We start from the raw sequence: 24,646 nt of genomic DNA on the forward strand, positions 1-24,646 counted from the left end.
CTGTTGCACTTGTCGTAGGCTCGCGCCTCCCAGACGTTATCTGGCACCCTGCCCTATGGAGCCCGGACTTTCCTCCCCTCTATCCGTCTCCCCCGAAAGGACTACGATAAAGCAGCGGTTGTCTAGCCAACTCCGCAGCGGATTATAGGCACTTTACCTTCGCTTGTACAGACTCTAGCGTGCTCAATTTATACCAAACCGCTTACCTGTTTATCTATTGAGCAAAAATTACGCTTCTTCTTGCTGCTCTAACATCAATTTATACAATTTATTTTTCTTCAAACCATAAATTTCTGCTGTGATAGCGGCTGCTTTTTTAGGGGGTAACTCTTTTTGTAGCAAATTCAAAGTGCGGATCACATCTGGCGTGATTTCTGTATCATCATCTTGCTGTTTATAACCTTCAACAATCAGTACCATTTCACCACGATGACGATTACTATCTTCTTTCACCCAAGCAAGCAATTCACCAACTGGACGGCCTTCAATTGACTCCCAGGTTTTGGTAATTTCCCGAGCTAAAACAACATGTCTATTTGGTCCCCAGACTTCCACCATATCTGCTAAACTATCTAACAAACGATGGGTTGATTCATAAAAAATCAATGTCCGTGTTTCTTGCTCGAGAGCCTGTAAAACATCTTTGCGGCCTTTTGTCTTTGCCGGTAAAAAACCTTCATAACAAAAACGGTCTGAAGGTAAACCTGCGGCTGACAGCGCAGTAATCGCAGCGCAAGCGCCAGGCAATGGAACAACTCGAATGCCAGCTTCACGGCAACGATTGACTAAATGATAACCTGGATCATTAATTAAAGGTGTACCTGCATCAGAGACTAATGCGATACTATCACCTTGTTGAAGCCTGCTAATTAATTGATCTGCCTTTTGCTGTTCATTATGATCATGCAAAGCAAACATACGTGCATTAATCGCAAAATTCTGTAATAGAATTCCCGAGTGCCGTGTGTCTTCTGCAGCAATAAGGTCAACATGTTTAAGAACATCCAACGCGCGTTGCGTGATATCCCCCATATTTCCTATTGGGGTTGGCACAATATACAGCGTGGATGCCATAACCACTGCTTGATTAGGTTGGTTCATTGTTTCATCCGAATAGCCGGTTTAAAATTAAGCAATTGAAAAATACACCATTGGATACTGTATGCGTCCTTCAATTTTTTTGCATTTGAAAAAAGGGTTAATCTGCACTGCAATGCTATTTACTTTTGCGTTGTCAGGCTGCCAACTCATCTCGGATCAGTTCACGCCGACAAAACCAAAAACACCTGAACAGAGTGCTTCAGACATTAGCCATTATCAGTCTATCATTGATGCTGCGCAAGGTAAGCCATCAATGGAAGCATTGCGCGCTTATATTGCTCAAGAGCCTTTACTGACTAATTCTGCGGAGCGTCAGGCAAACATCAATAGTTTGTGGTTGATGTTAACACAAATGACACCAGAACAGATTCAAGGAATTGGTGCTGAAGAGTACATTTTAACAGGCTGGGTCGATCTACTCGATATTTATCAAAATAACCAAGACTCTCCTGATGCCCTAACAATGGGTTTTAATGATTGGAAAACACGCTACCCTGCAAACCCTGCGGCAACCACACCACCGAGTCAATTAGTGCAAGCCATGCAACCACGCGTCGGCGGTGCACCAAAAATTGCACTCTTCCTACCTATGAGTGGACAAGGGCAAGTTTTTGGTCAAGCGATAATGCAAGGATTTATGGATGCACAAAAAGGCCTTCCTCAAGCCGCCATTTCATCGGCTAGCGCTCAGTCATCACCGGTTCAAAATAGCGATAATGATGTCCTAGACCAAATCTATGCGGAAGTCGCCGCAACGACAGGTGAACCAAAAACCAATACAGATTCAGATATCGTGACCTCTGCATTACGTATCGACAGCGCGCCAACAAATACCCAAAGTGTTAAAGTATTCGATACCACAGGCAAACAGATGCCACAGCTACTTGAACAAGCAAAAAATGAAGGCTTTAACCTTGTTGTTGGTCCGTTACTGAAATCAGATGTGCAAACTATTGCGCAAATGGGGGCACCAATCAGCGTGTTAGCCCTCAATGAGCTCGATACAAATCAATTACAACCACGCCCTAACCTTTGCTATTTCTCACTTTCACCTGAAGATGAAGCAAAAAATGCAGCCGCACATATCAAAGCTGATGGCAAACAAATGCCTTTAGTTCTCGTGCCTGCAAATCCTTTTGGTGAAAGGATTGCAAAAGCCTTTGCAGAAGAATGGCAAGCCAAAGGTGGTTCAACCGTCTTAACACAATCTTTTGGCTCAGTGGCTTCATTAAAAGAGTCCATTAACCGAGGTGCGGGTATTCGCATGACGGGGACACCAGTCAACGTAAATAGCCAAACAATCTCACAACCCGTAGAAAGTGCAACAGGTGCTATTGATGCCGTCTATATCGTGGCAACTCGAGATGAGCTCACACTAGTTAAACCTATGATTGAAATGGCAATCAGTACACGTCAACGCCCTGCTCTTTATGCTAGTTCCCGTAGTAACCAAGCCAGTTCAGGCGCTGATTATCGTTTTGAAATGGATGGCGTTAAATTCAGTGAAATTCCATTACTTGCCGGTGCTAATAACAATCTGCGTAAACAAGCTCAACAAAAGTTAAACAATGATTATTCTCTGTTTCGCTTATATGCCATGGGTATTGATGCTTGGTCTTTAGCTAACAATTACGACAAACTACAACAAAACAAGCAATTCCGAGTACAAGGTGCATCAGGTACTTTAAGCATTACCGATAATTGTGTTGTTTATCGTGAATTGCCTTGGTTGCAATTTAAGCAAGGCCAAGTCAAGCTAGCACAATAAATAATGCAAGCAATCAGGATGATTGCCATTTTTTCAGACAAGGATGTCATGCAAACTATCAAAAAGTCATTATCATGGTTAACTGGCAGATACTATGAAAATCGAGTTCTCGCCTTCCTAAAGCAGCAGGGGTTAACCTTTGTCGAACGTAATGCCCGAAATCGTGCCGGCGAAATCGACCTTATCATGCGAAATGAAACAGGCTGGATCTTCGTCGAAGTTCGTTATCGCAAAAATTGTGATTACGGTGACGCGCTTTTATCAGTAAACTGGCATAAACGCAGAAAATTATTAGCTGCAACAAAGTATTGGCTCGCCCAAAGACAAGAAAGTTTCGAGACTAGCGCATGTCGTTTTGATATCTGTGCAATTACGGGCAACCAATTTGAATGGATACAAAATGCCTTTAACGATAGTAACCATAGTTAGGGTTTGTAAATCCTAGTTTATCTCATAGGAAATAAGAAGTGCTAGATAGAATAAAAGTTTGTTTTACTGAGAGTATTCAAACTCAGATAGCAGCTGCTGAAGCGCTGCCTGATGCGATTTCTCGAGCAGCAATGATGATGGTTCAATCGTTACTTAATGGCAACAAAATTTTGTGTTGTGGTAATGGCGCATCAGCCGCAACGGCACAACGTTTTGCTACTAGCATGATACACCGATTTGAAACTGAACGCCCAAGCCTCCCTGCACTAGCACTTAACACAGATAACGCGTTACTCACTGCCATTTCAGGTAGCAAGCAACCCGCTGAAGTTTACGCGAAGCAAGTAAGAGCGTTAGGACAGCATGGTGATGTTTTAATGGCAATTTCAACACATGGTAATAGTGCTGATATAATTAAAGCTGTTGAAGCTGCCGTTACTCGTGATATGACCATTGTGGCACTTACCGGCTATGACGGCGGAGAGCTCGCCGGATTATTAGGTCCACAAGATGTTGAGATCCGGATACCTTCACAACGTAGTGTTCGAATTCAAGAAGTTCATCTTCTTACTGTAAATTGTCTTAGCGATCTGATAGACAATACTCTTTTCCCTCATCAGGATGATTAAGGAGACAAAATGCGATTAATACCTATTTTTGCCATAGTTTTCAGTACTGTTCTTTTACAAGGCTGTATTGGTGCAGCGGTTGTAGGCTCTGCTGCTGTTGCGACTAAAAGTGCCACAGACCCTCGCAGTGTTGGCCAACAGGTTGATGATGGCACCTTAGAAGCGCGTATTAGTGGCCAACTCAATAAAGATAAAGATATCACGGGTAAGGCGCGTATTATTGCAACTGCCTATAAAGGTAATGTTCTACTCACAGGTCAAAGTCCTGATATGGCTTGGGCTGAGCGCGCAAAACAAATCGCCTCAAATGTTGAGGGAACAACCTCAGTTTACAACGAAGTACGTAGTGGCTCGCCGGTTGATTTAGGTACCGCGTCAAAAGACACTTGGTTGACCACCAAAGTAAAATCTAAAATTCTCGCGAGTGATGGTGTTAAATCCGGTAGCGTAAAAGTGATTACTGAAAATGGTGAAGTTTTCTTATTAGGTGTTTTAACAAGACAAGAAGCCGATGCTGCTGCAAAAATAGCCAGTGAAACTGATGGTGTTCGTCGAGTCACAACCGCTTTTACTTATCTCAATTAATCATAAACGATAATATATCGGTATAAAAATAAAAGCCATGAGCTAAAAATCATGGCTTTTATTTCAATCTGGTCGGATTTGATTGTTTTTAAGATAATTCTTACCGCCTAATAAGTGCATCTGGTTAAGTATCCATGCCTGCCGCTTTAAAACATATGAAGATGGCGATTTTACGCTATATCTGTGTGGATTTGGTAGAACTGCCGCTAATAGTGCAGCTTCATCCATTGTGAGCTTACTAGCCGGCTTTTTAAAGAATTTTTTTGAAGCCTCTTCCACCCCAAAAACTCCATCACCAAACTCAACAATATTAAGATAAACCGTTAATATTCTTGTTTTAGACCACATAAGCTCCATTACCGGCGTCATTGCTGTTTCAAAGCCTTTCCTTATCCAGCTTCTCCCATCCCATAACCATAGGTTTTTAACCGTCTGTTGTGAGATAGTTGACGCCCCTCTAACTGTTTGTTTTTTGCTCTTATTGTGCTCATACGCGCGCTCAATCGCATTTAAATCAAAACCCCAATGATGAGGGAAATTTTGATCTTCGGCGGCAATTACAGCTAAATAAAGGTAAGGTGAAATGTGACTTTCATCAACCCAATCAGAATGAGAAACATAAGAAAAATTAAAGTTTAGCCATGCAGATACTTGCCGCTCAACCATCACAGCAGAAAATGGCACTGGCACATATTTAAAAGCAATAACAGTGCCAAGCCAGATGATAAGTAATGAGACTGTGACTTTCTTTAACCAGTACCACAATCGAGAAACAATAATCACCATTTAATCATCACGCCATTTCCAATACTTTCTCAACGAGTTTACTAATCCCTGTATTAGCCTCTGCAATTGATTGTGCAAGCATATAGGCAGGCGTTGTAACAACTTTGTTAGCTTCATCAACCACAATGTTATCAACGGTACATTCAATGTGCTTCCCACCCATTTTAATTATCTGAGCAATCGTTTCACTGTCATTACCAATTGTTAGTTCAACTGATGTATTTAACATTCTAGGAAGCATCACAGGAGCAATACACATCAGCCCTAGCGGTTTTTTCTGTTGATGCATTTGTTGTACTAAACTTAATAGATCTTTATTAATTTCACATTCACTTCCTTTCACAGCGAAATCACATAAGTTTTTTGCGACACCAAAACCACCAGGAATAATAAGGGCATCTAGCTTAGAGGCATCCGCAGAAGACAAAGCCGCTATTTTCCCACGTGTAATACGTGCTGATTCTTCCATTTGATTACGTTTTTCTGTTTTTAACTCACCACTAATATGATTAATAACAGTTGATTGAGCTTCATCAGGCGCGAAAAAATGAATTTCTACATTACTTTTACTCAAAGCAAGCATTGTTAACACAGTTTCATGGATCTCACTTCCATCAAAAACACCGCATCCACTTAAAATAACCGCAATTGATTTCATATCTTCCTCCATTTGTAGTAAATTATCTCTTAGCCGCTTAAGCGAGCAAACATCAATCTTCATCACAGATTTTAATGATACTTGTAACAGATTCGCAAAATTTTGGTATCTTGATGTTATTCTGTTAAGCGACGAAAATGATTTAATGATTTGCTAAGAATGAAAACCACAAGCAGATCAACGATTTCCCTGGTGTTGGCGCAGAAATTCGCGCACCCCAACTTCGGTTGGGGTTATTTTTTTGTACGTCCATCAACCCAGTTTCTCAAAGTTTCTATATCTGATCGCCAATCCTGCTTTAATTCATCAATCCACTCTTGTACGTTATCCCACCATGCTGGTAAATCAGGTGATTGTATTTGCTGCGCTATTTTCTGTAAATTCTTGAGACCAATAGACCCTGCCGCGCCTTTTATTTTATGTCCTTCCTCAACAATACCTTTTTGGTCTTTCGCAATCATATTCGAATCAAGAATAGCCAAATACCCCGGCAGCATTTTTTCAAACACGTCCAATCCGTCATAAATTAATTTAGGCCCAACAAGATCAAGATATTGCTCAAGCATATCGCAATCTAAGATGGCATCATGAATATCAGCGCTCATAACATTGTCGGGCTCGTTTTCATCTTGAGTTGTATTTTCACCCCAGAATTGCTCAATAATCTGAGTTAATGCAGGTACTGATAATGGCTTACTAAGAACCCCATCCATGCCAGCATCAAAATATTCTTTTTTATCTTTCAACACATTGGCAGTCAGTGCAATAAGTGGCGGTAAATCGTCTTTGTGATATTGCTGTTTAAGTTTGCGTGAAATATCTAAACCAGTCATGTCTGGTAATTGAATATCAAGTAACAGTAGGTCGTATTCTCCCGGTGAGAACATCGCTAACGCATCCTTACCGTTCATTGCGACATCAACGGTATTACCTAGCTTCTCAAGTACAGAACAGGCTACAACCACATTAAGCTCGATATCCTCGACTAATAAAATATGCAACGCGGGTAATGGATAATCATCGTCACTGTCGAGTTGTTCCACAATGTCTTCTTCAACCACGGGGGCAATTATTGACAATGTGAATGTAGAACCTTGTCCTACCTGACTTTCAACTAGAATATCTCCGCCCATATTTTGTGCTAACCGACGCGATACAGAAAGCCCAATCCCTGTTCCAGTTGCGGATCTACCGCCTGCCGAGTCTTTCACTTGGTAATACATGGCAAAGATTTTATCTAGCTCATCTTGAGGAATACCAATACCGCTATCTTGCACCCTGAAAAATAGTTTATCGTCCGCTTCACGCCAGATACTCAGTTTAACTTCACCCTGCTGAGTAAATTTGACCGCATTACCAATGAGGTTCCATAATACTTGGCGTAGCCTTGTGCCATCTGTCAGGATTTTTTTAGGTAACGCGGGAGCCACATCCATGACAAATTTAAGCCCTTTAGGCTGAACCAATAACCCACTTAGATTTTCTAAATCAGTAACAAACTCAGACAATGTGATAGGCTGATTATCGAGCTGAACTTTACGGCGCTCAATTTTATCCATTTCAATCACGTCATTAAAAATATTACCTAACGTAATAGCACTGACATGAATAGTTTTTAAATAACTCGATTGCTCTGCACTGAGTTCTGTATCCAATAAAATCCGACTTAATCCTACAATGCCATTAAGCGGCGTACGAAGCTCGTGGCTGATCGTTGAAATAAAGGTAGTCTTATCCCTGCTCGCATTCTCTAATGCTTCCTGATAACGCTTACGCTCGGTTATATCGCGACCAAAGCCCATTAACCCATGTCGTTTTCCTACACGGTCATAAAAAGGGACTTTACGTAATTCAAAGCACGCTTTACGTCCATCTGGATAGACAAGCCATTGCTCATAAGTTAATGACACATTATGACGGAATACTTTTTCGTCGGTTTCCATTACTTTAGAGGCAATTTCAGCGTCATAAATATCTAAAGGTGTTAACCCCACGAGATGTTTTTCGCTCTTGCCCGTGAGAAGTTCCATGGCACGATTACAGCCAGAAAATTCATTATTCTCATTACGGTAGTAAACAAGGTCAGGGGAAGCATCAAGAAATGAACGAAGTAAAACCGATTGCTGTTCGAGCTCAATCTTTGTTTGCTCACGGTACGTCATTTCTTGTTTTAATTGTTCAAGTAATTCTAGATGCGCTTTTTCTACTTTTTCTCGCTCTTCAATCTCTAAATTGAGTTGTTCGATATTTCCTTGCAGTTGTATATTTAGTTCAGCATCACGTATTCTCATGACTTCCAATTTATCAACCATACGCGATAAACGTTGGCGTGATTCTTCGAGCTGCTCAACCACAATGGACAAAAAATAGACTGCTAATGGCGTGATTATCAGCCCAAAGAAAATAGATCCGACCATATCAAGACTATCAACCTGCCCCCGCAGTACGATAGTGACTGCCATTTGCATGATCATGGCAAGTACAACTAATGCCGATGCAAGTAACAAAGAAAATCGAACCAGGCCGAGCTTCATCATCAGGTCAACATAATACTGCGCAAGACCTCGAAGTACTTTCATAACCACCCCTTTATAACCACTACTGAGTTAAATTCTATTTAAATCATATATCAAACCAGACATTTTCGGATGTTTATTAATACGAAATATCGATCCGGCTCATTCAATCTTTATTTTTTAACCTTGATAAATGACAATAGGCTTTTGTTCGTACGACTTACCGATAATATAAGAGTATGCAAGCACAGTAAGGAATAGAATGAAGCTACCACCGTTCAACCTACAACGTGTTGATCCTCCGAAAAAAGCACTTAATATTCGAAAAATAGAATTTATCGAAATTTATGAGCCGATCAACGCTATTGAGGTACAAGCACAGGCAAAACGCTGTCTTTCTTGTGGCAGCCCTTACTGTGAATGGAAGTGTCCACTTCATAATCCTATACCTAGTTGGCTAAAACTAGCGGCTGAAGGTCGTATAATTGAAGCTGCGGAACTTTCTCATCATACGAATAGCTTACCTGAAGTATGCGGCCGAGTTTGCCCGCAAGATAGGTTATGTGAAGCAGCGTGTGTGCTCAATGATGATTTTGGCGCCGTAACAATTGGTCATATCGAACGCTATATCAATGATACCGCGTTTGAACTCGGCTGGCGGCCTGACGTTTCGCATATAAAACGAACTAATAAACGTGTCGCTATTGTTGGAGCTGGTCCCGCAGGTCTTGCTTGTGCTGATGTACTTACCCGTAATGGCGTCAATACAACTGTATTTGATAGCCATCCCGAAATTGGCGGATTACTCACGTTTGGTATCCCTGAATTTAAACTCGAAAAACACGTTATGATTCACAGACGGGAAATTTTCACCGAAATGGGGATTGAGTTTTGTTTAAATACTGAAGTCGGCAAAGATATTTGTTTTGATAAACTTGTTCATGACTATGACGCCATATTTATAGGGACTGGAGTTTATCAAGCCATTTGCGGACAAATCCCCAATGAGGACGCTCAGGGCGTACATGACGCACTGCCTTTTTTAATGGCAAACACACGCCAATTAATGGGGTGCAACGAAATACCTCAAGCACCCTATATTAATCTACAAGGCAAACGAGTTGTTGTCTTAGGTGGTGGTGATACGGCAATGGATTGTGCTCGTAGCGCTATTCGTCAAGGCGCCCAGCACGTTTCTTGCGTTTATCGCCGTGATAAAAATAGCCTACCAGGTTCCCCTCGAGAAGTCGCTAATGCACAAGAAGAAGGCGTACAATTTTATTTTAATTCGCAAGTGACGCATATTGAAATCGACCAACACGCGCAAGTCAGTGGCATTAATGTAGTTCGTACTCAACCGAGTGATAGCATCAATGACCAACATATAATCAATGTTATTGATAATTCAGATTTTTTCATTGCAGCTGATGCGATTATTATGGCTTTTGGCTTTATGCCCCACCCTATGCCTTGGCTAAAAAATCAAATAGTACAATTTGATACTCAGGGACACATTATCGCCAGTCGTAACACAACCTTTCCTTATCAAACAACACATCAAAAGATATTTGCAGGGGGCGATGCAATTCGAGGATCAGATTTAGTAGTCACTGCAATTGCTGATGGACGAAATGCCGCAGAAGGGATTTTACTTTTTTTAGGGATTTAACTGCCATTTATATCTTATTGCTGAAAATAAAAAAACAGAGGCAAGATACCTCTGTTTTTATCAAGTACACAATGTGACTCGCTACCTATTTAAGCTTTATTAACAACGTGTTATTTAATAAAACGTTATTTAACAACTCGAAGTGCAGGACGACCTTTTGGCGGACGTGGTGGCTCATCATCAGGTGAAACGTGTTCATTTTCTTGTGCTTCATTTGTCATTTCAGTGTCATGAACCAAAGAAATTTTATCTGTCAATTCATCTTCAAATATTTCAGATACAGATGATAATTCAGTTTCGTAAGCCGCTTCAGGTTCAAACATCATACCCGCGCCATTTTCACGTGCATAAACAGCCATTATGGCCGCCATTGGTACATAAACCTGGCGTGGAATTCCCCCAAAGCGCGCATTAAAACTGACATTTTCGTTGGTAATTTCAAAGTTACCCACTGCACGAGGAGCAACGTTTAATACAATTTGTCCATCACGGGCAAATTCCATCGGAACGTTAATATCAGGTACGGTGACATCAACCACCAAATGCGGAGTCATATCGTTATCGAGCAACCACTGATAGTGCGCACGTAACAGATAAGGGCGACGTGGTGTCATTGGTGTCATCTCAGTCATTGTGTCTTATCTCACTTATCGGGTCATAGGGCGCATTTCACGCTCTAATTCAGTCAAGGAAGCTAAGAATGCATCACGTGCGAATACCTTTTGCATATACACCTGTAGATGCTTATTGCTTGGTTTAGGGTCGATTTGAATGCCTAATACAGGTAAACGCCACAGCAACGGTGCTAAATAGCAATCGACTAAACTAAACTCATCACTCATAAAGAATGCTTTTTCAGCAAATACAGGAGAAACTGCAAGCAGTTCTTCAGCTAATTGATTACGAGCACTAGCAGCTTCCTGCGCGTTACCCTTCTCAATTTTATACATCAATGAATACCAGTCATTTTCAATGCGGTTCATTAGCTGACGGCTAGTACCACGCGCAACAGGGTAAACTGGCATTAATGGTGGATGAGGAAAACGCTCATCAAGGTATTCCATGATAATGAGTGGGTCATACAGAGTGAGATCGCGGTCAACAAGTGTCGGAACGCTCTGGTACGGGTTCAAATCGATAAGATCTTGAGGCAGATGACCTGGTTCGACATTTTCAACTTCAACGCTAACACCTTTCTCAGCCAGTACAATACGGACTTGATGACAAAAGATATCGGTTGGGCTTGAGAATAATGTCATTACCGAACGTTTATTAGGAGCAACAGCCATTAAAACCTCCAAATTACAAAAATGGACGAAACAGTAATTAAATTATTTAATTACCCATTACCCATTTTAAAATCCCCTGCACTATACTTTCAATTATCCATAACAAAAGTCAGCGCAACCCTCTCGCAATAATAAAGCGAGAAATAATGAAATAAAAAAACAGGCACATATTCTAACAGATTTTGAACAACTTAGGGGGACAATAGTGGAAAAAGCATAACTTAATTTTAATAATGAAGAATACAATTAGCAATATCGACAGATAAAACCAAAAACAAACAAAAAATAAGCACAAAAACCCTGAAGTTAACTCCATGGATATTGTTTATTTTTATAAATAAAACGTTAAAATCACACTGAGAAAATTATTTTAAATTTTAAAATAAATAAGTACGCTCAGAATTTAAAATAATTATCTTTTATATTCATCAAAAATTCATAGGTGAGATGATTTAAACTCGCTATCAACAATCAATTAGCTCAATTCATTACTACTTATACTAGATATGTATTTACTTGATATAAATAAAAAACCCGCCAAAAAGGCGGGCTTTATCATCAATTTCATGCCCAATGGGCAATAAATTAACGTTTAGAGAACTGTGGACGACGACGTGCTTTACGCAGACCCACTTTCTTACGTTCAACAGAACGCGCATCACGAGTAACAAAACCAGCTTTACGCAGATCAGAACGAAGAGTCTCATCATAAGACATCAGTGCACGAGTAATACCGTGACGGATTGCGCCTGCTTGACCAGAAATACCACCACCTTTAACAGTGATGTATAGGTCAAATTTTTCTAACATTTCAACCAATTCTAACGGCTGACGAACTACCATGCGCGCAGTTTCGCGACCAAAGTATTGTTCTAGAGTACGTTGATTGATTGTGATGTTACCGCTACCCGGCTTAATAAAGACACGAGCAGATGAGCTTTTGCGGCGACCAGTGCCGTAGTATTGATTTTCAGCCATTGCTTATAATCCCGATTAAATGTCAAGAACTTGCGGTTGTTGTGCCGCGTGGTTGTGCTCATTACCTGCGTAAACTTTCAGTTTACGGTACATTGCACGACCCAGAGGCCCTTTTGGCAACATGCCTTTAACCGCGATTTCAATCACACGCTCAGGACTGCGAGCAATCATTTCTTCGAAAGTCGCTTGCTTAAGTCCACCTACATGGCCTGTATGGCGATAGTAGATTTTATCTTCGCGTTTATTGCCGGTAACAGCAACTTTTTCCGCATTCAGAACGATGATGTAATCACCAGTATCTACGTGCGGCGTGTATTCCGCTTTATGCTTACCGCGTAAACGGCTAGCAATTTCTGTTGCAAGACGGCCTAAAGTTTTGCCATCTGCATCAACAACGTACCAGTCACGTTTTACGGTCTCTGGTTTAGCTGTAAAAGTTTTCATTAAAACTTACCCAATATTAAAGTTACATGTTGGTGAACACTCATGTTCATAAGCTTTCCGAGGTTCACGCGACGCTTGTCCAGCAAACCTACCCCTTCGAGCAGCCTAGCTGGCATTAATGCATTATTTTTTGGGAAATAAAAAACAATGCTGTAACGTGGGGTCGCAAGATTATAGAGAACTCAGCGACAAAAATCGACCCCAAATGCATTTTATTTTACGTTTAAAACAATAATTCATGTTATTTCAATTTTAACTGCCTGTATTTCCGGCCTAAAGCTAGGCGAGGTGAGGTATTTTTAGGTATTCCTCACTTTGCATTTCTTGTAAACGAGAAAGACAACGCTGATATTCAAACGCTAATAGTTGACCTTGATAAAGCGATTCCATTGGCGCTTGAGCATTGATAATTAATTTAACCTTACGCTCATAAAACTCATCAATTAATGCAATAAATCGGCGAGATGAGTTCTCTTCACTTGTGCCCATAATCGGAACATCATATAAAAGTACCGTGTGATAACAATTCGACAGGTAGATGTAATCATTTGGACTGCGAGGTTCTTCGCACAAAGTTTTGAAGCTGATAGCCAGTACGCCTTCAGTCGCATTAATTGCCTGCATTTTACGATGATTCACTTCGAGTATTGGATTCGGTTTACCCAATTTCCCTGCTAACTTAACGAATACCTCATTAAGATGCTGGCGAGTTTCATTATTTATTGGTGATAAGAACAGGTGAGCTTGAGTTAATGTACGCAGACGATAATCAATACCAGCATCCACATTCATAACATCACAATATTGTTTAATTTGTTCAATTGCAGGTAAAAAACGCGCGCGCTGAAGACCATTACGATACAGGTCATCAGGGATGATATTTGAAGTCGCGACCAAAGAAATCCCTCGCGCAAATAGCCCTTCAAGAAGAGTACCCAAAATCATCGCATCGGTAATATCTGAAACAAAAAACTCATCAAAACACAGAATATCTGTCTGTTTTTTAAATTCATCAGCAATAATATCTAATGGATTCTCTTGGCCTTGTAGCGCCATTAAATCTTCCTGCACTTTCTTCATAAATCGATGAAAATGCAAACGTAATTTCCTATCACCAGGCAAGCTTTCATAAAACATATCCATCAGCCAGGTCTTACCACGCCCCACCCCACCCCACATATATAGGCCTTGTACAGGATCACAGGTTTTAGCTTGATTTTTACCGAGTAAACGTCCAAAACGTTGTTTGATATTTAACGGTTTATCATTATGTGTGCACTGCGGCGATCGATTAATTAGTTGCTGATAGATTTTATCTAAGCGCTCTACAGCTTGCTTTTGTACTTCATCCGGCTGGTAATTCCCATCCGCCAGAGCCTGTTGATAACGAATTGTAGGAGACATCGAGGACATTAACTGAATAATCCTTAAAAATTTTTTCGGCTTTTTTACCGTTATATGATATACACTGACCTTACTATAAACAGGGTCAGTTATCATTTAACTTGCGGTTAACGAATAAATATAGAGTAAGGAAATTTACCTTAACATTCCACTCTTTCATTATTAACTGATGTATTCCTGCCCTCTATTAAGTTGTATAGCATCCGTTACATTGATGACATTAATTTGTGCTCTAAGTCACATACTTTATATATGATACTCAATGAGATAGCTTTACTTGAAGCCTACATGCAACTTTGATTTATCTGAGGTATAGTTTTAAGGTATAATTTCAAGATATAGTGTTAAGGTATCATTAGGGTAGCTAAACTTAATATCTGCGAACATTGAAGTAAATTAAGGAGTTAGCATGACTTGGGAGTATGCACTAATAGGATTAGTTGTTGGTTTTATTATCGGCGCATTGGTTGTTCGTTATGGCAATCCAAAACTTCGTCAACAAAAAACAGCGCAAGCTGAGTTAGACAAGAAAAGCACTGAACTAGAAGAATACCGTAAAGAACTCGTCGGCCATTTTGCTCGCAGCGCAGAGTTACTCGATAATATGGCACGGGATTACCGCCAGCTGTATAAGCATATGGCGCAAAGCTCTTCTGAACTAATGCCTGATATGCCGGCACAAGATAACCCATTTAATTACCGTTTAACGGAATCGGAAGCGGATAATGATCAAGCTCCTGTTAAAATGCCACCAAGGGATTATTCTGAGGGCGCATCGGGTTTATTTCGTCCAGTAGAAGAAAAAGAAAAATAATATCCATTTCAAATCACCAGTAAGGTTGTTAAACCAACGCTTACTGGTAATTTTGATAAAAACACCTCAATTCAACCCAATCACCCGAGCCTTATTCTATAAATTCATCAATAAACAACATTGAACAAAATATCCTTTCGTCTTAAATATTTTGATTTATTTCAATACTGTATAGAAGTTAAAGTTTCACTTAAATAACATGTAAATAGATGTAAAAGAATGGATAGAGCCTATCTGTTCAGGGAACTTTTGCGCATAATCTGTGGTCATAGTCATCAGTAAAATTAAATATGATACCAGCCAATGTCTCGGCTCCTAGTGGCAATAACTTAGTTGCATACACTATTTATTAATATTCTATTCTTGAGAGAATCTACGGAATGATGAAAAGAAAAAATTTCTTTCTTACTGCTGTTGCAATGAGCCTAGGGCTAAGCCTGTCAACGATCCCTGCGATCAGTAGCGCGGCATTACCTGCGACATTACCCGCAACTGCACAAAGCCAAAATATGCCAAGTTTGGCACCTATGCTTGAAAAAGTACTGCCTGCTGTCGTCAATATTCATGTTTCTGGTACTCGTGTACAGAATCAACAAATTCCTGAAGAACTTAAATTCTTCTTTGGCCCGAATGCACCACAGCAACAACAAAGCGTTCGCCCATTTGAAGGTCTCGGTTCTGGGGTTATTATTGATGCACAACAAGGTTATATTTTAACCAACAATCACGTTATTGATGGTGCAGATAAAATTCAAATTCAGCTCAACGATGGGCGTGAAATTGATGTAAAACTTATCGGTAAAGATTCACAAACAGATATCGCATTACTGAAAATTTCAAATGCAAAAGATATTAAAAATCTAACCGCAGTCAGTATGGCGGATTCAGACAAACTGCGTGTTGGTGATTTTGCTGTCGCTGTAGGTAATCCATTTGGGTTAGGCCAAACAGCAACATCAGGGATTATTTCTGCTTTAGGTCGTAGCGGATTAAATCTGGAAGGCCTTGAAAACTTTATTCAAACAGATGCATCAATCAACCGTGGTAACTCAGGCGGTGCGTTGGTTAACTTAAATGGTGAATTAATTGGTATTAATACTGCTATTTTAGCCCCAGGTGGCGGCAATATCGGTATTGGTTTCGCCATTCCAAGTAACATGGCTAAAAACCTGAGTGAACAATTAATTAAGCACGGAGAAGTTAAACGCGGCATTCTCGGTATTAAAGGGGCTGAAATGACCTCTGATATCGCAAAAGCCTTTAACATCGATGCTCAACGCGGTGCATTTGTAAGTGAAGTATTGCCAAAATCTTCAGCGGCAAAAGCAGGTATTAAATCGGGTGACGTTTTAGTTTCTGTTGATGGCAAACGAATCAATAGTTTCGCTGAATTAAGAGCTAAAATTGGGACTAGCGAAGTCGGTAAAGAAATCACACTTGGCCTAATCCGTTCAGGTAAGCCAATGGATGTTAAAGTGGTTTTAGTTAACGACGAAGGTGAAACGACCAAAGCAGAAAAACTAAGTGAATCACTACTTGGGGCGACAATTTCGAATGCTACCGTCAGTAACACCAAAGGTGTTCAAGTTGATAGCGTTGCACCGAAATCCCCCGCAGCTGCAATTGGCTTAGTCAAAGGCGATTTAATTTTTGGTGTGAATGATTCACGTGTTGAAACTATCGACCAATTTCGCAAGATCATCGACGCAAAACCGCCGGTACTTGCCATGAAAGTTTTACGTGATGGTGAAACCTTATATTTGTTGATGAGAAACTAATTCGTCAAAAATCGTTCTGAAACCAATAAAACAGGTACAGTATCTCTCTGCTGTACCTGTTTTTTTATGTTATGCTCAAGACACTTACCTAAAATAGCTTAATATTCGATATTCTAAAGTAAAAGACGAATATGTTTAGCAAACACATATGATTAAAAACTGATATGGTTAAAAAACTATTATTGTCAGCCATGCTAGGACTACTCGCCGCCTTGATTATCATCGTTGCGGTACCTTCATTGCGCCCTCAAGGCCTAGAAGACTTACTTTATGGTAAGACCAATAGTGAACCTATCAGTTATAATAAAGCCGTGCGCCGTGCTGCCCCTGCTGTTGTCTACGTCTACAGTAGCTCTAAAGGCAGTTTTTCCCAATCAGGCCGCGAACTCAAATCTCTCGGTTCTGGAGTCATTATGGGCCCCAACGGCTATATCATCACCAATAAACACGTGGTGGATAATCCAGACCAAATCTTAGTGGCTCTACAAGATGGCGCTATTTTTGATGCACTTCTTGTTGGGTCAGATACCTTGACAGATCTTGCTGTTCTGAAAATTGAAGCTGAAAATCTGCCTGTTATCCCAATTAATACCCAACGAATTACCCATGTAGGTGATGTCGTTCTCGCTATTGGTAATCCTTATAATATTGGCCAGACAGTGACTCAAGGGATCATTAGTGCGACTGGCCGTGTCGGCCTTAGCTCCACTCGCAGACAAAATTTTCTACAAACAGATGCTTCAATTAACTCAGGAAATTCAGGTGGCGCATTAATTAATACAGAAGGTGAATTAGTCGGTATTAACACGCTATCGTTTACAGCAGGGCAAGGCGTAAACTCGGAGGGTTTAAGCTTTGCTATCCCTACCGCACTCGCCACTAAAATCATGGAAAAACTTATCCGTGATGGTCGCGTTATTCGTGGTTATATTGGTATCACAGCTCGTGAATTACCTCAAATCAGGTCTAATAATAACAATATAAGTCAAATACAAGGCTTACGTGTTTTCCAAGTCTCACCGAATGGCCCTGCCGACAAATCTGGTATTGTCCAAGGCGACATTATTCTTTCTGTAGATGGAAAACCAGCTATCTCTGCCGCTGAAACAATGGATCTTGTTGCCGAAATACGCCCAGGCAGCAAAGTATCAGTTCAAGTGTTACGTGAAGGGGACATCAAAAATATTGATGTCGTTATTGAAGAGATCCCTGACGGACAAGCGGGTTAATATTCAATTAAAAAAGGTTGTTCAACTTACTGATTGAACAACCTTTTTATCTATTCTTACTGTGCGACCACATTATTACATCGTGTTATATCACAACGAAATAATACAACTCAGTTCGCGACACAGATTCAATTAGTCTTCGGAATGCACACGTTGAATATCTGCACCTAAACCACGCAGTTTATCTTCAATATGTTCATATCCACGATCAATATGATAAATACGATCTACTGTTGTTGTGCCTTCAGCAATACAACCCGCAATCACTAGACTTGCAGATGCGCGTAAGTCTGTCGCCATCACTTGCGCACTTGTCAGCTTTTCAACACCATGGCAAAGCACAGTATTACTTTCAATTTCAGCGTGAGCACCCATGCGGATAAGTTCAGGAATATGCATGAAACGGTTTTCAAAAATAGTTTCCGTTATCATACCTGCACCTTCAGCAACTAAATTCAACAAGCTAAATTGCGCTTGCATGTCTGTCGGAAAACCTGGATGTGGCGCAGTACGTAAAGTAACAGCTTTAGGGCGTTTACCTTCCATATCTAAACTAATCCAATCTTCACCTGTTTCTATCTTAGCGCCGGCCTCTCGCAATTTAGCCAAAACAGCGTCTAAGGTATCAGGGCAAGCATTACGACAAATTACTTTTCCTTTTGATACTGCTGCAGCAATTAAGAACGTGCCTGTTTCAATACGATCAGGCAATACACGGTAAGTACCGCCGCCTAAACGCTCAACACCTTCAATCACGATACGATCTGTGCCCGCACCTGTAATTTTTGCACCTAGCGTATTTAAGAAATTAGCAGTGTCTTCAATTTCAGGTTCGCGAGCCGCGTTCTCAATCGTCGTAGTACCTTCAGCAAGCGTTGCTGCTGTCATGATAGTCACAGTAGCACCTACGCTCACTTTGTCCATCACAATACAAGCGCCTTTTAAGCGTCCATTAACCGTTGCTTTAACATAACCATCTTCAAGTACGATGTTAGCACCAAGCTGCTCTAAGCCTGAGATATGTAGATCAACAGGACGCGCACCGATAGCGCAGCCCCCCGGTAAAGAAACTTCACCGTGACCAAAACGTGCAACCAATGGCGCTAATGCCCAAATCGAAGCACGCATGGTTTTCACTAGATCATAAGGCGCACAAGTATTTGTTACGTTACGTGCATCAACATACACGGAGCCATTACGCTCAACTTTAGTGCCTAGCTGATTAAGTAATTTAATCGTTGTATCGATGTCTCTAAGATGAGGAACATTCTGTATTTCTACAGGTTCTTCTGCCAGTAGCGCAGCGAACAGGATTGGTAATGCCGCATTTTTTGCGCCAGATATGGTCACCTCACCTTCAAGCCGAGTTGGCCCTTTAACTAAAAACTTATCCATTCAAGTATTCTCGTGTGTCGAATTTTATATACTGTTCGCTTGATTTTTAAGATCAAAAACCATTTAACTTGCGATCACGTTCCCATTGAGCTGGCGTATAAGCTTTGATTGAAAGCGCATGAATGCGATTATCTGCAATATATTCCATCAAGGGTGCATAGACAGCTTGCTGTTGTTTAACACGGCTCATGCCGTCGAACATAGCACCAATGGCAATAACCTGAAAATGGCTACCATCGCCAGTGACGATAGCATCATCTAAAGATAACTTATCCATCAGTACTTGCTTAATTTCGTTGATTTCCATAATGACTCAATTTTATGATTATTCGTGACAGGGTTATATAGACATCTATCCTAAAGCATCCCGCTGAACTCTTAAACCAAAGAAAACGCCTCTGACGCATAAATATACGCAGAGGCGCTATTTTTTACATAAATTGACTTAATTTAAAAGCAAAGCTTTGACACCGTAAAGTTCAATCAATGTATTTAAGTTATCGCTAACGCCAATAATATTTACACTTTGTGATTTCTCGACAATTTCACCTTTAAGGCGAACGAGCATCGCAAGTCCAGTGGAATCCACATGCACTAAGCCAGAAACATCAATTTTTTCAATGCTATTTAGCAATGGTTGCCTTTTATCCCAAAACGAGAGTAATGAATCTCTATCGAGTGTCCCCGATAAAAACAAAGTTGTCTCAGTTTGCTCCCATGCTAATCGCTGACTCATACTACTTGCTCTCTTCTAAAGTAATCGGTGTTTTAGCGCTAATTTCTAGCTGTTTGGTCAAGCCATCAATACCTTGCTTACGAAGGATATCACCCCACTCATTTTGTTTGGTCGTGATCATACTGATGCCTTCGGCAATCATGTCATATGCTTGCCAGTAACCGGTTTTACTATTTTTACGCCATTGGAAATCAAGACGAACAGGTGGGCGACCATTGTTATCGGTGATCGTCACACGGATAGCAACGATATTTTTATCACCAAGTGGCTGTTCTGGCGCAATCTCATAAGTTTGACCATGGTACATGGCAAGTGCTTGACCATATCCTTGCTCTAGATAATTTTCAAAAGCATTGAAATAAGCATCTCGCTGTGCAGGCGTAGCGCCTTTATAGTACGTCCCTAACACTAAAGCGCCCGCATATTTTATTTGCACATAAGGCAGTAACTCTTCACGAACAATCGTCCTTAAATAGTCAGGATCTTGCTTAATTTTAGCTTGCTCTACTTTTAAGCGAGTAAAAGTTTTATCGGCAGCTTCATCCATTAATTTATAAGGGTTCGTTTGATCAATTGCCATTGCAAAAGGCGCAATAACCAACATTGCAACCATCATTAAACGTTTAAACATAATTCATTCCTTTAGTGTCCATAGGGAACATCAAATCAATGTGATGCAGGTTCTGAGCCTTGGCTATCGCCACTTTTATACAAAAACTGTCCGATTAAATCTTCTAACACCATTGCAGGTTTAGTATCTTCTAGACGACCGCCATCTTTTAAGGTGGCAATACCTAATTCTTCGCCTGAAGGGCCAATATTCATCGCAATATATTGTTCGCCCAATAAGCCCGATGTTCTAATCGAAAGTGAGCTCGAATCAGGAATATTGTCGTACTCACGTAACAAATCAATTTTGACATCAGGCACATAGTTGTCTTTATTTAACACAATACTCGAAACTCGACCAACGACGACACCCCCAACTTTCACAGGAGACCCTTCTTTTAGCCCACCAATATTTTCAAAAGAAGCTGATACTTGATAAGTCGGTTGGCTACCAATCGATTTCAGATCAGCGACTTTTAAACATAAAAAGATAATTGCGGCTATCGCCAGCAACATAAAACAACCTACCCATATTTCACTTTTTTTACTTTGCATGACTTAGTTCCCGAACATCAGAGCTGTAAGTATGAAATCTAATCCTAGAACCGATAATGATGCATGAACAACCGTTCTAGTGGTTGCTTGGCTAATCCCCTCAGAGGTCGGCACCGCATCATAACCATTAAATAGTGCTATCCAAGTTACCGTAAAGGCGAAAACTAAGCTTTTGATAACACAGTTGACTAAATCCAATCGCCAATCAATAGAAGACTGCATTGATGCCCAAAAATAACCCTCATCAATGCCTTTCCAATCCACACCAACTATTGCACCGCCTAAAATACCTACAGCCACAAATATTAGTGATAACAATGGCATGCTAATAAAGCCCGCCCAAAACCTTGGTGCAATAACACGCCTTAAGGGATCAACTGCCATCATTTCAAGGCTAGAAATCTGTTCAGTCGCTTTCATCAATCCAATTTCTGCGGTCAACGCTGAACCCGCTCGCCCTGCAAACAGTAAAGCAGTCACCACTGGGCCCAGTTCACGTAATAGCGATAACGCTACCATCATACCAAGGCTCGCTTCTGCGCTAAATGTTGTGAGCACCAAGTAGCCTTGTAGGCCTAAAACCATGCCGATAAACAATCCAGAAACAGCGATAATCAACAAAGATTGTACGCCGACAGCATAGAGTTGCTTCATCAACAACGGCCACTGTTTTTTTATCTCAGGCTTGCCAAACAGTGAACGGAATAACATATAACCAGCTCGGCCAAAAGCTGAAAAAATATCAATCCATCGATGTCCGAAGGCAGCAATCGCCTTTATTATCATTTTATTTTACCCTAATAAATCAGCCAGATAATCATTGGCGGGAAAACGGAATGGAACAGGACCATCTGCGATACCATCCAAGAATTGCCTCACTCGAGGATCTTGGTTATTACGTAACTCATCCCCAGTCCCCTTCGCAATAACGTGTTGCTGGGCCACAATATAGGCTTCATCAGCAATACTCAGTACCTCAGGAACATCATGGGAAACGACAACACAGGTCACACCTAAAGCTTGGTTTAATTCATCGATAAGTTTAACTAAAATGCCCATCGTAATTGGGTCTTGTCCAACAAATGGCTCATCGAACATGATCAAATCAGGGTCGAGTGCGATAGCTCTCGCTAGAGCCGCACGACGCGCCATCCCACCTGATAATTCAGAAGGCATCAGTTTTGCTGCGCCACGTAAACCCACGGCTTCTAATTTCATCATTACGGTTGTGTGAATCAATGATTCCGGTAAATCAGTATGCTCACGCAATGGAAAAGCGACATTATTAAATACATCCATATCCGTAAAAAGTGCGCCTGATTGAAAAAGCATGCTCATTTTTCTACGTGACTGATAAAGCTTCGAGCGTGATAGCGCAGGAATGTTATCGCCATCAAACCATATTTCGCCCTTGCTTGGACGCAGCTGGCCACCTATAAGACGCAGCAATGTGGTTTTGCCAATTCCTGATGGCCCCATGATTGCCGTAATTTTACCACGCGGTACCGATAGGTTAATATTTTCAAATATTTGCCTATTACCACGAGTAAACGACATATCTCGTACTTCAATTAAGTTGTCTGTTTGTGCTTGCATTTATCTGATAACTCGTCGTATCGCGTTTAATTTTATCTTTCGTAAGTTTGAATCTTACAGAAAAACAAACCGAAAATCGTCTAATATCACGCCTAAATTTAACTTATAGTTGATGTTCGTTTATATCCTAGTCGTTTTAACTAGGTTTTATATATTATCTTGATTTCTCGTACCGTATTATAACGTTTGGAATATACTTTTTAATATTACAACCGTATTTTATATAAATGAAAGAGACAAAGAACCGTTAAACACCTTCATTATCAACTTATATTTATAAGTAAAAACAACAGATAGCGTTTATTGTCACTTATTTGGTTATTTATTGAGAATACGCGAATTTATCAAAGGATTTTTGGTTCTAGGTGCTAATAAAATAACATTTATCTGATTAACAGCCTCTTTAACTCACAATAAAATAACGTTTAAGCTCGAAAATATCATTAAAGATAGCTTAGCAGACAAAATACTTACTGATACTAAGTATTCGTTATACAATCCTATTTTGCTCATCCGATTAATTAAAAAGCTACCCATGGAACTAGAAATGTCAAACTTCGATTTTCAGCAAGTAGGTAAAGATGTTCTCCATATCGAACGCGAAGGCCTTAACAACCTCGAACAATATATCAATAATGATTTTGACCGTGCTTGTCAGCAAATATTTGCCTGCCAAGGAAAAGTTGTTGTTATGGGAATGGGGAAATCGGGACACATAGGTAGAAAAATTGCAGCAACATTTGCCAGTACAGGAACACCGTCATTTTTTGTTCATCCGGGAGAGGCGAGCCATGGCGATCTCGGCATGATAACAAATAAAGATATTGTATTAGCGATATCTAACTCCGGCGAGTCTGGTGAAATTCTGGCCTTACTGCCAGTCTTAAAACGTATTAAAGTTCCCTTGATTTGCATGACCAATAACCCTGAAAGTAATATGGGTAAATATGCAGATGTTCACCTGTGCATTAAGGTGTTACAAGAGGCTTGTCCACTCGGATTGGCACCAACGACAAGCACCACTGCGACACTCGTCATGGGTGATGCTTTAGCGATAGCCTTACTCACCGCTCGTGGTTTTACGGCTGATGATTTCGCGCTTTCTCATCCGGGTGGCGCACTCGGACGCAAACTTTTACTTCTCGTTCGTGATTTAATGAGCACGGGTGAAGATATACCTTACATTGCAAAAACAGCAACTCTACGCGAAGCACTCGTTGAAATTACGCGTAAAAAATTAGGTATGACGGTTATTTGCGATGACAATATGAATATTGAAGGCATTTTTACTGATGGAGATTTACGCCGTATCTTTGATATGGGCGTTGACCTAAATAATGCTAAAATTGCTGACTTGATGACCCCAGGTGGTATTAAAATCGCCCCCAGCATGCTAGCCGTTGAAGCGCTAAATCTGATGCAATCCAAACATGTTACCTCTTTATTGGTTGCTGAAAACAATAAATTGGTCGGTGTACTGCATATGCATGACCTACTCCAAGCTGGAGTTGTGTAATTAGCATAATGACATTAAGCCTAATATAAATATTTATTGTATTGCTCTATTCATGATAACTGAGTGCAGCCAACAACGCTGTAATGCAAAAATTAGCCATATACTCTAAATAATTTGTGTTACAGCTAGGCGGCAAGCAAAGATATCCCAAGAAGCATACAA

The 24,646-nt window shown here is 40.5% G+C and carries 25 protein-coding genes; 9 read left to right on the plus strand and 16 right to left on the minus strand.

The genetic code is table 11. The annotated features are described in order from the left end of the window. Nucleotides 1-228 precede the first annotated feature (228 nt). On the minus strand, nt 229-1,101 hold the full coding sequence (rsmI, locus tag ACTH6U_RS19920; protein WP_441832991.1) for a 16S rRNA (cytidine(1402)-2'-O)-methyltransferase: 873 nt from the start codon (nt 1,099-1,101) through the stop codon (nt 229-231). Between the two features lie 61 nt (nt 1,102-1,162). Between rsmI and ACTH6U_RS19925 the strand changes: the two genes are divergently transcribed. Genes ACTH6U_RS19925 through dolP form a run of 4 tightly spaced genes read left to right on the plus strand, consistent with a single transcriptional unit; the run spans nt 1,163 to nt 4,512 of the window. Beyond that, nucleotides 1,163-2,869 (plus strand): penicillin-binding protein activator, encoded by a 1,707-nt coding sequence (locus ACTH6U_RS19925; protein ID WP_441829641.1) that lies wholly within the window; start codon nt 1,163-1,165, stop codon nt 2,867-2,869. A 48-nt stretch (nt 2,870-2,917) separates the two neighbouring features. Beyond that, entirely contained in the window at nt 2,918-3,298 is a 381-nt protein-coding gene (locus ACTH6U_RS19930; protein ID WP_294106957.1) for a YraN family protein, read from the plus strand. A gap of 38 nt (nt 3,299-3,336) precedes the next feature. Then, complete coding sequence (diaA, locus tag ACTH6U_RS19935; protein WP_294106568.1) at nt 3,337-3,927, plus strand: DnaA initiator-associating protein DiaA; 591 nt, start codon at nt 3,337-3,339, stop codon at nt 3,925-3,927. A gap of 9 nt (nt 3,928-3,936) precedes the next feature. Beyond that, on the plus strand, nt 3,937-4,512 hold the full coding sequence (gene dolP / locus ACTH6U_RS19940; protein ID WP_294106565.1) for a division/outer membrane stress-associated lipid-binding lipoprotein: 576 nt from the start codon (nt 3,937-3,939) through the stop codon (nt 4,510-4,512). A gap of 63 nt (nt 4,513-4,575) precedes the next feature. Here the strand turns inward: dolP and mtgA are convergent, their stop codons facing one another. The 3 genes from mtgA to arcB all read right to left on the minus strand — a co-directional run bounded on the left by mtgA (nt 4,576) and on the right by arcB (nt 8,535). Beyond that, entirely contained in the window at nt 4,576-5,298 is a 723-nt protein-coding gene (gene mtgA / locus ACTH6U_RS19945; RefSeq protein ID WP_336430260.1) for a monofunctional biosynthetic peptidoglycan transglycosylase, read from the minus strand. A 7-nt stretch (nt 5,299-5,305) separates the two neighbouring features. Beyond that, nucleotides 5,306-5,956, minus strand: a complete 651-nt coding sequence (gene elbB, locus ACTH6U_RS19950; protein ID WP_434719897.1) for an isoprenoid biosynthesis glyoxalase ElbB — start codon at nt 5,954-5,956, stop codon at nt 5,306-5,308. A gap of 233 nt (nt 5,957-6,189) precedes the next feature. After that, nucleotides 6,190-8,535 carry an aerobic respiration two-component sensor histidine kinase ArcB gene (gene arcB / locus ACTH6U_RS19955; RefSeq protein WP_294106562.1) on the minus strand — a complete coding sequence of 782 codons (2,346 nt, stop codon included), beginning with the start codon at nt 8,533-8,535 and terminating at the stop codon, nt 6,190-6,192. Nucleotides 8,536-8,734: 199 nt separating this feature from the next. Here arcB and ACTH6U_RS19960 point away from each other — a divergent pair, with 199 nt between their 5' ends. Beyond that, a complete protein-coding gene (locus tag ACTH6U_RS19960; protein ID WP_441832992.1) occupies nt 8,735-10,141 on the plus strand; it encodes an FAD-dependent oxidoreductase in 1,407 nt (468 codons plus the stop codon). A 125-nt stretch (nt 10,142-10,266) separates the two neighbouring features. Here the strand turns inward: ACTH6U_RS19960 and sspB are convergent, their stop codons facing one another. The 5 genes from sspB to zapE all read right to left on the minus strand — a co-directional run bounded on the left by sspB (nt 10,267) and on the right by zapE (nt 14,265). Next, on the minus strand, nt 10,267-10,773 hold the full coding sequence (sspB, locus tag ACTH6U_RS19965; protein ID WP_294106556.1) for a ClpXP protease specificity-enhancing factor: 507 nt from the start codon (nt 10,771-10,773) through the stop codon (nt 10,267-10,269). A gap of 15 nt (nt 10,774-10,788) precedes the next feature. Further along, nucleotides 10,789-11,430 (minus strand): stringent starvation protein SspA, encoded by a 642-nt coding sequence (gene sspA, locus ACTH6U_RS19970; protein ID WP_294106551.1) that lies wholly within the window; start codon nt 11,428-11,430, stop codon nt 10,789-10,791. A gap of 585 nt (nt 11,431-12,015) precedes the next feature. Beyond that, nucleotides 12,016-12,408: a 30S ribosomal protein S9 gene (rpsI, locus tag ACTH6U_RS19975; RefSeq protein ID WP_294106548.1), complete on the minus strand. Its 393-nt coding sequence runs from the start codon at nt 12,406-12,408 to the stop codon at nt 12,016-12,018. Between the two features lie 15 nt (nt 12,409-12,423). Next, nucleotides 12,424-12,852, minus strand: a complete 429-nt coding sequence (gene rplM, locus ACTH6U_RS19980) for a 50S ribosomal protein L13 (protein ID WP_294106545.1) — start codon at nt 12,850-12,852, stop codon at nt 12,424-12,426. A 279-nt stretch (nt 12,853-13,131) separates the two neighbouring features. Beyond that, nucleotides 13,132-14,265, minus strand: coding sequence for a cell division protein ZapE (zapE, locus tag ACTH6U_RS19985; RefSeq protein ID WP_294106542.1), 1,134 nt, complete (start codon nt 14,263-14,265; stop codon nt 13,132-13,134). 400 nt (nt 14,266-14,665) lie between these two features. Here zapE and zapG point away from each other — a divergent pair, with 400 nt between their 5' ends. The 3 genes from zapG (at nt 14,666) to degS (ending at nt 18,077) form a co-directional block, all read left to right on the plus strand. Next, a complete protein-coding gene (gene zapG, locus ACTH6U_RS19990; RefSeq protein WP_294106538.1) occupies nt 14,666-15,070 on the plus strand; it encodes a Z-ring associated protein ZapG in 405 nt (134 codons plus the stop codon). Between the two features lie 383 nt (nt 15,071-15,453). Continuing rightward, the gene (locus tag ACTH6U_RS19995; RefSeq protein ID WP_294106955.1) at nt 15,454-16,848 is read left to right on the plus strand and encodes a Do family serine endopeptidase; all 1,395 of its coding nucleotides are present in this window, start codon (nt 15,454-15,456) and stop codon (nt 16,846-16,848) included. Nucleotides 16,849-17,012: 164 nt separating this feature from the next. Further along, nucleotides 17,013-18,077, plus strand: coding sequence for an outer membrane-stress sensor serine endopeptidase DegS (gene degS / locus ACTH6U_RS20000; protein ID WP_294106535.1), 1,065 nt, complete (start codon nt 17,013-17,015; stop codon nt 18,075-18,077). A 132-nt stretch (nt 18,078-18,209) separates the two neighbouring features. On the opposite strand, the gene murA is transcribed toward degS, so the two are convergent. From murA to mlaF, 7 genes are all read right to left on the minus strand, one after another. Further along, nucleotides 18,210-19,472 carry a UDP-N-acetylglucosamine 1-carboxyvinyltransferase gene (gene murA, locus ACTH6U_RS20005; RefSeq protein ID WP_294106533.1) on the minus strand — a complete coding sequence of 421 codons (1,263 nt, stop codon included), beginning with the start codon at nt 19,470-19,472 and terminating at the stop codon, nt 18,210-18,212. 52 nt (nt 19,473-19,524) lie between these two features. Next, the gene (gene ibaG, locus ACTH6U_RS20010; protein WP_336430241.1) at nt 19,525-19,779 is read right to left on the minus strand and encodes a BolA family iron metabolism protein IbaG; all 255 of its coding nucleotides are present in this window, start codon (nt 19,777-19,779) and stop codon (nt 19,525-19,527) included. Nucleotides 19,780-19,917: 138 nt separating this feature from the next. Further along, complete coding sequence (gene mlaB / locus ACTH6U_RS20015) at nt 19,918-20,208, minus strand: lipid asymmetry maintenance protein MlaB (RefSeq protein WP_294106526.1); 291 nt, start codon at nt 20,206-20,208, stop codon at nt 19,918-19,920. A 1-nt stretch (nt 20,209) separates the two neighbouring features. Next, the gene (gene mlaC, locus ACTH6U_RS20020; RefSeq protein WP_294106524.1) at nt 20,210-20,839 is read right to left on the minus strand and encodes a phospholipid-binding protein MlaC; all 630 of its coding nucleotides are present in this window, start codon (nt 20,837-20,839) and stop codon (nt 20,210-20,212) included. A gap of 35 nt (nt 20,840-20,874) precedes the next feature. Then, a complete protein-coding gene (gene mlaD / locus ACTH6U_RS20025) occupies nt 20,875-21,372 on the minus strand; it encodes an outer membrane lipid asymmetry maintenance protein MlaD (RefSeq protein ID WP_336430234.1) in 498 nt (165 codons plus the stop codon). 3 nt (nt 21,373-21,375) lie between these two features. Then, complete coding sequence (gene mlaE, locus ACTH6U_RS20030; protein WP_294106520.1) at nt 21,376-22,158, minus strand: lipid asymmetry maintenance ABC transporter permease subunit MlaE; 783 nt, start codon at nt 22,156-22,158, stop codon at nt 21,376-21,378. 6 nt (nt 22,159-22,164) lie between these two features. Further along, nucleotides 22,165-22,968 (minus strand): phospholipid ABC transporter ATP-binding protein MlaF, encoded by an 804-nt coding sequence (gene mlaF, locus ACTH6U_RS20035; RefSeq protein ID WP_441832993.1) that lies wholly within the window; start codon nt 22,966-22,968, stop codon nt 22,165-22,167. A 547-nt stretch (nt 22,969-23,515) separates the two neighbouring features. On the opposite strand from mlaF, the gene kdsD reads away from it, so the two are divergent. Next, nucleotides 23,516-24,484, plus strand: a complete 969-nt coding sequence (gene kdsD, locus ACTH6U_RS20040) for an arabinose-5-phosphate isomerase KdsD (RefSeq protein WP_441832994.1) — start codon at nt 23,516-23,518, stop codon at nt 24,482-24,484. Nucleotides 24,485-24,646: the final 162 nt, after the last annotated feature.

The organism is Providencia sp., from assembly GCF_052096715.1.
In the GTDB taxonomy this organism is placed as follows: domain Bacteria; phylum Pseudomonadota; class Gammaproteobacteria; order Enterobacterales; family Enterobacteriaceae; genus Providencia.